This is a genomic window from Nocardia araoensis NBRC 100135 (assembly GCF_000308435.1).
GTDB lineage: Bacteria > Actinomycetota > Actinomycetes > Mycobacteriales > Mycobacteriaceae > Nocardia > Nocardia araoensis.
Genome location: NZ_BAFR01000313.1, coordinates 1 through 6,494, shown reverse-complemented (window position 1 = coordinate 6,494; position 6,494 = coordinate 1). Strand labels below are relative to the sequence as shown.

Annotated in this window: 8 protein-coding genes; all 8 read left to right on the top strand. The window is 66.9% G+C overall.

All coding sequences use genetic code 11. From position 1 onward, the window contains the following. Positions 1-745: 745 nt before the first annotated feature. Positions 746-1,321: a hypothetical protein gene (locus tag ON21_RS38875; protein ID WP_157171054.1), complete on the top strand. Its 576-nt coding sequence runs from the start codon at positions 746-748 to the stop codon at positions 1,319-1,321. An 11-nt stretch (positions 1,322-1,332) separates the two neighbouring features. Then, entirely contained in the window at positions 1,333-2,970 is a 1,638-nt protein-coding gene (locus ON21_RS31015; RefSeq protein ID WP_039803930.1) for a hypothetical protein, read from the top strand. A 40-nt stretch (positions 2,971-3,010) separates the two neighbouring features. Beyond that, positions 3,011-4,483, top strand: a complete 1,473-nt coding sequence (locus ON21_RS31010) for a PPE domain-containing protein (protein ID WP_039803929.1) — start codon at positions 3,011-3,013, stop codon at positions 4,481-4,483. A gap of 22 nt (positions 4,484-4,505) precedes the next feature. Continuing rightward, positions 4,506-4,841 (top strand): YbaB/EbfC family nucleoid-associated protein, encoded by a 336-nt coding sequence (locus tag ON21_RS31005; RefSeq protein WP_039803927.1) that lies wholly within the window; start codon positions 4,506-4,508, stop codon positions 4,839-4,841. Continuing rightward, positions 4,841-5,566, top strand: a complete 726-nt coding sequence (locus tag ON21_RS31000; RefSeq protein ID WP_063821161.1) for a hypothetical protein — start codon at positions 4,841-4,843, stop codon at positions 5,564-5,566. The genes ON21_RS31005 and ON21_RS31000 overlap by 1 nt, the downstream gene beginning before the upstream one ends. A 20-nt stretch (positions 5,567-5,586) precedes the next feature. Then, the gene (locus ON21_RS30995; RefSeq protein WP_245562808.1) at positions 5,587-5,946 is read left to right on the top strand and encodes a hypothetical protein; all 360 of its coding nucleotides are present in this window, start codon (positions 5,587-5,589) and stop codon (positions 5,944-5,946) included. A 36-nt stretch (positions 5,947-5,982) separates the two neighbouring features. Next, positions 5,983-6,303 (top strand): hypothetical protein, encoded by a 321-nt coding sequence (locus tag ON21_RS30990; protein ID WP_157171053.1) that lies wholly within the window; start codon positions 5,983-5,985, stop codon positions 6,301-6,303. A 7-nt stretch (positions 6,304-6,310) separates the two neighbouring features. Continuing rightward, the coding region (locus tag ON21_RS30985) for a hypothetical protein (protein ID WP_039803921.1) at positions 6,311-6,494 on the top strand (184 nt) is incomplete at its 3' end.

Here is a 6,494-nt window from a genome sequence, read left to right as displayed (position 1 = left end):
TGGCACACCCCCAGGCAACCCCGCCTGACCAGGCACACCCGGCGAACCCGGCACAGCCGGACCCGAAACACCCGGCGAATTGGACGCATTCGGTTGTCCGGCGCCAGCGGATTGGCCGGGTGCCGGAGCGCCCGCTTGCCCCGGCGGAGGGAAAACGCTCGGTTGTCCCGGTACGGCCGTGCCCGGCCGTGACCGCTGCTGATCCGGCCGGCTCGACCATGGCGTCGCAGGGCCGGTCTGCTGATCTTCCGCCGTTTCGTCCGGCTCTTGCGCTGCCACCTCGACCCCGGCGGGCCAGATTTCAGCAGAGGTCATGATCGTCCCCCGGTTGTCGGTGCCATCGGCAGGTGGAGGATGCCCGAACGATAGGTTCGAGCGGTGGGTCGCAGACGTTCATCCAACCCATCCTCACAAGTCGCTGTGAACTCATCTGGCAGCCTGGACAATTCGCGCATGTCAGTGTAGACGGATTCGGACCGGCCTCCCGGTTCTTCCAGCGCGCTGCTTCCCGTAGTTGGGAAGCCTCGACAATGAAGACGTCGAAAGTAGGTCTCACTCATGGTCGATCGCCGCGTACGCCGCTCCGGTCGACGATGGGGAGTTCGATCGAAAGGCGGACTTTGCCGTGGTGAGGCACGAGCCTTGCGAGCCTCTGACCCAGGTCGGGTCGGCCGCGATGGACGCACGTGAAGACCAGCAAGCCGCCGTGCACCGGCGCTCCGCCTAGCATCCTCGAGGTGATCCCATGCCCTTCGGTGTTTCATGGTCGTCCATCGGTAAGTTCGCGGTCACCACTGGTATCACCTTTGCCGGTGGTGCGCTCGGGTCGGTTGTCCCGGGTGTCGGCACGGCGATCGGCGTTGCGGCAGGCAGTGCCCTGGCCGGCTTCGCGGCGGAGACGCTCTGGGACAAAACTGTCGAAGGCAAAAGCTGGGGCGAGTCCTTGGATAGTGGCGTCGAAACCGGCGCCTTGTCATTGCTGGGAGGCGGGGCCGGCGGTGCCGCCCGGGGTGCGTTCGCGACGCTGGGCGGGCGCAATCTGGCGAGGCGGATGCTCGACGGTGCGATCCACCCGGCTATAAGAAACCCTACCCAGATTGCCCGAGCAACATTCGGCAGGGATGTCCGAACGGCGTTCGGCAATAGGGGCGTCTCACTGAATGGCGCCCGCGGTTGGTTGACCGGCGCCGGCTTGAGTGCCGGGTTTTCGGGCGTCGGGCATCAAGGGGGGCCGGGCTCGGCTCCGGGACAAGGGCAGACATATCCGGCGACGCTGCCGACCAAGCCGCTCAACGCATCAACGACATTCAGCACTAGCTGAGGGGCGGTTCCATGACGGACATGCACCCGATGCTGATGCCCGACCGGAAGAAGATCCAGGAGGGCAATTATCCGGCCGAATGGGTCTTCTCGGTCTTCACCGATTCCTGCTTCAAGAGCCTGTATCAAAACTTCGACGGGATCTGGAAGAGTCTCGGAAAAGATTCGAAGAGTGATCCTCCCAATCCTCCGGATGTGCCACAGGTCCCCCCTGCGAATGTCGGCACTTTCAAGGATTACGCAGAGGTGGCGGTGAAGCTGAAGCGGTCGTACAGCGACCTGAACAGCAACGTCAGCGAACTGGTGAAGTCGGTACGAGAATCCGGAAAATGGTCCGAAGCGGGGCAGCAAGTGACCAATAAGGTAATCGACGAGAAAATTGTGGCGATGGCGCCTATCGCCCCACCCCAGGGCATACAAATCGACAGTTATATCTTGACCTGGGTGACTGATGCCAACGATTCCCTTGCTGCCGAGATCGATACTGTCAGGCAGGGGCTGGGCGGCGTGGCCAAGGACATCGACGATCAGACGAAGATGATCAAGGAACTGCAAGATCAGATAAAGAAACTGGAGGCGGCGGCGAACAATCCCGCGGCCACTCCGCCTCCCGTCGACACATCGAACTGGCCCACGGCCCCCGGTACCACCGATCAGACGATCCCGCCGGCCGTGGACAACAGCGCGCTCCCCACCGGCCTGGACAGTCTGGACGACCCGACCAGCCCCAGCACGACGCCGACCGATCTGGACACCTCCGGTACGGACAACCCTGGCTCGACCAGTCAGACGCCCAGCAGTCTCGACCCCAGTGGGACCACGACGCCGGGCGTCACGACACCCTCCACGCCGAGCGTGCCGTCGACGGCAGCCGCGTCGCCTATGGGCAGCGGCATGGACATAGGTTCTCTGCTCGCGCGCGAGATGATGATGCGAAACCTCGCCGACCAGGACCTGAACAACCGCCGTGCGGAGCTGGATCCGCGCCGCTACGACGACGAACTCGACGAGGTTGCCCCGCAGCCGGTCGTGGCACCGACCACGGCCCAGCCCACTGCCGTGCAGCCTGCCACAACGGCCCCGGCGGCGACGACCCAGCACACCGCCGCGCCAACCGGCACAACGTCTTCCACCCAGCCGACGGTCGCGCCCGGCCGTACGCCGGGTGCGGACGGCAGCGTGGTCTACTCGTTCCCGCCCACCGGAAAGACACAGAAGGTTTCCGCGCAGACCGCGCAAGTTCTGGACGCGGCGTTCGGCAACCACAGCGGGACCGACGCGCAAAAAGCGTACGAGAAGACGGCGGCGAAGTTCTCGGACAAGAAGCAGATCGGCCAACGTGTCGGCGACTTCCAGCTGATGACCGGCGACGTCGCCACGTGGACGAACTCGACCGCGGTTCTCGTCGTCTTCGGGCCCGAAGAACAGGGCGGCCCTTCATTGGAGGTCATCGTCAAGGGCGAGCTGAAGCCTTTCGACCCGAAGATGCCCGAGATCGCCTCGGAAACGAACTTGTTCGAGGGGTACGCGCACCCGAACGGCGTCGAGATGACCGCGCCGGCGGACGGGGGCGCGCCCTCGGGTACGCCGGGCTCGGCCGATCAGTCCGCGGCCGCGGCAATGCCGGTTGTCGCGACACCCGCGGGCTGATCGCGCGAGTAGTGCGGGGAGATGAGGAGAGGAGGTCGCGATGGCGCTGAAGGTGGATCCGCAGGAACTCGTCGCTGCGGCGTCGAAACTCGCCGCGATGGCGCGCGATACCGGTGCGGCGATGCCCGGGGGATGGGTCGTGCCCGCGGGGGCTGACCCGATTTCCGCCGCGGCGGTACCGCAACTCAACGCGCAGGCCGCCTCGTTGTTCAACGGAATGGCGGGTGTCCTCACCGATATCCAGCGGACCGCGTACAACATCGGTGCGGCCGCCGCCGATTACACCGCGGCCGACGACGCAGGCGCTCGGAGGATCAACGGCAGCGGCGGTGAACTGGTCGCCAATCCGGTCGGCGAAGTGCAGGAGATCGGCCAACGGCGCCCGCCGGGTCTGCGGTTCCCCGCCGCGGGCGGAGCCGTCGACCCGTTGACTTTCGCTCAGCAGTTGCACTCGGGCCCCGGGCCCGGTGCGGCGAAGGGATTCGCGGACGCGCTGCGCAAGTTCGCCGGCGGTCCGCATCTCGCGGCGATCGAGGGCGTGACCTCGGCGGCGAAGTCGATGCAGAACTGGGAACCGGTCGGCTCCGCGGCCGCCGCGGAGCTCGGCCAGCGCCGGGGGTGGCTGGATCAGCTCGGCCTCGGCCTCGGGATGCTGGCCGACGGAATCGATACCTACAGCGACGCATTCCGGACCGCGAAAGCCAAACACCCCACGCCGGAGGAGATCATCGCCGCGCGCAAAGAGCTCATCGCGGCGATGCGTTCCAAGAACGAGCTCGGCATCCAGGCCGCCCTGGCGAAGTTCAACGAGCAGAACGCGCGTTCGGCGGAGACGATCACCGGCTACTCCACCGAGGTCGGCTCGAAGGTGGGCGCGAGCGAAGGAACCAGCGAAAGCGCCGGAAAGGGCAGTGGCAGCGGCAGCGGCGACAGCAGCGCGTTGACCCAGATGCTGCCCGCCCTGATGAGCGCGATGGCCTCGGCCGGAATGCCGTTGAGTCAGCTCGGACAGTCGGATACCTCGGACGCCTACGACGACTACGGCCTCGACGACTACGGTTACGACGACCTCGGCATCCCCAGCGGGCTCGGCACGGGCAGCCCGAGCGGGATGCCCGTCGGCAGTCCCGGCCTAGGCATCCCGGATGTCGAAGCGGAAACCGTTGCGGCGAGCGCCTTGCCGGTGGCCGCCGCGGCCAGCCTGGGTTCGGGCATGCCGCGCACACCGGTGATCGAACCGCTCGGTACGTCGTCGGCGGCCACCGCTGCCGCCGCGCGCGGCGGATCGCCGATGATGCCGTACATGCCGATGGCGCCCGGCATGGGCAACTCGGGTGGCAACAACGACCGAAACCGCGTCGTGGCGTGGCACCCCGACCGCTTGATGTACGTGGACGACACACCACACACCGAAGCGGTGATCGGGGAACGGCCGACCATTGCCCCGACCGTGACTCCGCCCACGCCGGCGCCGAGCAACCAAACCCCTTCCCAACCCGGAGGTAACGCATGAGTGAGCGCAGAGAGGTGGCGTCGTGAGTTCCATCCACCCGGACGTGCAGGCGGCCTTGGACGCCGCCCGGGATCTGCGGCACCGGATCGCCGAGATGCGGGAGAAGATCGACAACATTCGCGCCCGCAGGCCCTCGCCCAGCGGCGCGGTCATCCCGGAGGTCGATGCGATGGGCAGGCTGACCGATCTCTACCTCGCGCCGGGCACGGCCGACCGGCTCACCTGCCCCGAACTGGTCACCGAGATCATGGCCGCGATCCGGGAGAGCACCGCCGACGCGGCGCGGCAGTACCAGAGCGTGATGGAGCACCCCATCGACGCAGACGAGCCGATCACCACCGCTTCCGGGCAGGCCTGATGACCGAACCCGCACCGGAGGTCACCGTCGCGGATACGGTGCGGTGGCTGCACGACGAGGGGCTGGTCCGGCTCGCCGGGGTGGCGGATGGCATCTCGGACATAATCGTCGCCTACACGATCGATGTCGCCACCGGAACCGTCTCCGCGCATCCGGCCACAGGTGGCGGCGTCGGCGCGGACGTGGTGTCCCTGGCTGCCGACGACCTGCCGTATCCGACGGGCACCGCCCGCCGTCTGGTGGTCGCCGGTGTCACCACTACCGACGCGGTCCTGGTGATCGACTTGGCCGCGACCTTGACGATCGCGATCAACGCCGACCATCCCGAGCAGACGGCCCGATCGTGGGTGCTGCAACTGCTGTTGAATCCGGAGGTCACCGTCACCACCAACAGCGCCGATGTCGCGATCGGCAGCAGTGCCAGGCTGCGGCAGAGTTTCATTCCTGGCGGCGGGGCGACACTGGTGAACGTCGACGACACCCGTCCGCCGGTGACGGCGGTGACGCTGAACCCGGCTACCGAAGGTCCCGACCATCTCGACGTGGCCCCGGACGGCACCGGCGAGTTGTATCTCGGGGCCCGGTTCTGGCAGATGCGCCAAGTCATGCGCATCGAGGACGCCGCTTGGGCCGCGCTGGCCGCGCGCCTGGAGTCGATGACCGACGACGCCGACTATTTGATCAATCCGCAAGCCGGTGAACGATTCTCGGAGAGCAGCCGATGACCGACATACATTCGATCCACATGGAAGATTACGACGTCGACGATGTCGATGATGTCGACGAGCAGGACGCCGCCGCACCGGACTGGCGGAGGATGACCTACGAGGTGTTCAACCCCGACCACACCGTCGGCGTCGGATGCGACCGAGACGGCGAGATCATCGGCTTGTACCTCACCGATGACGCCCGCGAGAACGGCGACGAGTGGTTGGCGTCGCAGATCGTCAAGCTCGCGCGGCTGGCGCACGCCAAGTCGCGTGTCGGGCTGCGAGCGGAGATGGAGTACAAGGGCACCCGCTCCTACACGATCGATTCGTTCGACCTTCCGACCGAGGCGTCGTATCGCGCTATGGAGGAAGCCGAGTTCCGACGCGACACCTGAGTGCCGACCGCCGCGAGGGCGAGACAGGACAGCGACATGACCGACAAATTCGATACCGACGAGCCGCACGAGGTCGTCGCCGCCGCGCGGAAGTTCCACACCGCGATCACCACGGTCGGCGGCCAAGTCCAGCAGATCAGTAGTGGTTTCGTCGCGCCGAGGCGACCCGAATCGGAGATCGATCGGCGACTGGTGGCGCACACGCAGTGGATCAAGACCACGTTCGAGCGTGCGGTGCGGGCCAACGGCCGCCGGGTGGACGCGACGACAGCGGTCACCGCCCAAGTGTCGTACACCCACGGCGACGCCGATCGCGCGGGCGCCGCCGCGGTGCGCAGCCGTACCGAGTTCGTCTGACTCGCTGATGGAACCGGAGCGCGACAGTCCGTACTGGGACGCCATCGTCGGCGACAACTGGCCGGCGATCTCGCCGGGGGACTGGAGTGCGCTGGAACGTCTCGCGCGGGACGGCGCGGGGGCGTTGGACCTGCTCGACGCCGAACGCAGACGACGCGACTTCGACGAACGGGCCCGTTCCAGTGCCGGGC

Coding starts and splice junctions, on each gene's coding strand:
- ON21_RS38875 (WP_157171054.1), top strand. CDS start 746: ATGCCCTTCGGTGTTTCATGGTCGTCCATCGGTAAGTTCGCGGTCACC.
- ON21_RS31015 (WP_039803930.1), top strand. CDS start 1,333: ATGACGGACATGCACCCGATGCTGATGCCCGACCGGAAGAAGATCCAG.
- ON21_RS31010 (WP_039803929.1), top strand. CDS start 3,011: ATGGCGCTGAAGGTGGATCCGCAGGAACTCGTCGCTGCGGCGTCGAAA.
- ON21_RS31000 (WP_063821161.1), top strand. CDS start 4,841: ATGACCGAACCCGCACCGGAGGTCACCGTCGCGGATACGGTGCGGTGG.
- ON21_RS30995 (WP_245562808.1), top strand. CDS start 5,587: ATGGAAGATTACGACGTCGACGATGTCGATGATGTCGACGAGCAGGAC.
- ON21_RS30990 (WP_157171053.1), top strand. CDS start 5,983: ATGACCGACAAATTCGATACCGACGAGCCGCACGAGGTCGTCGCCGCC.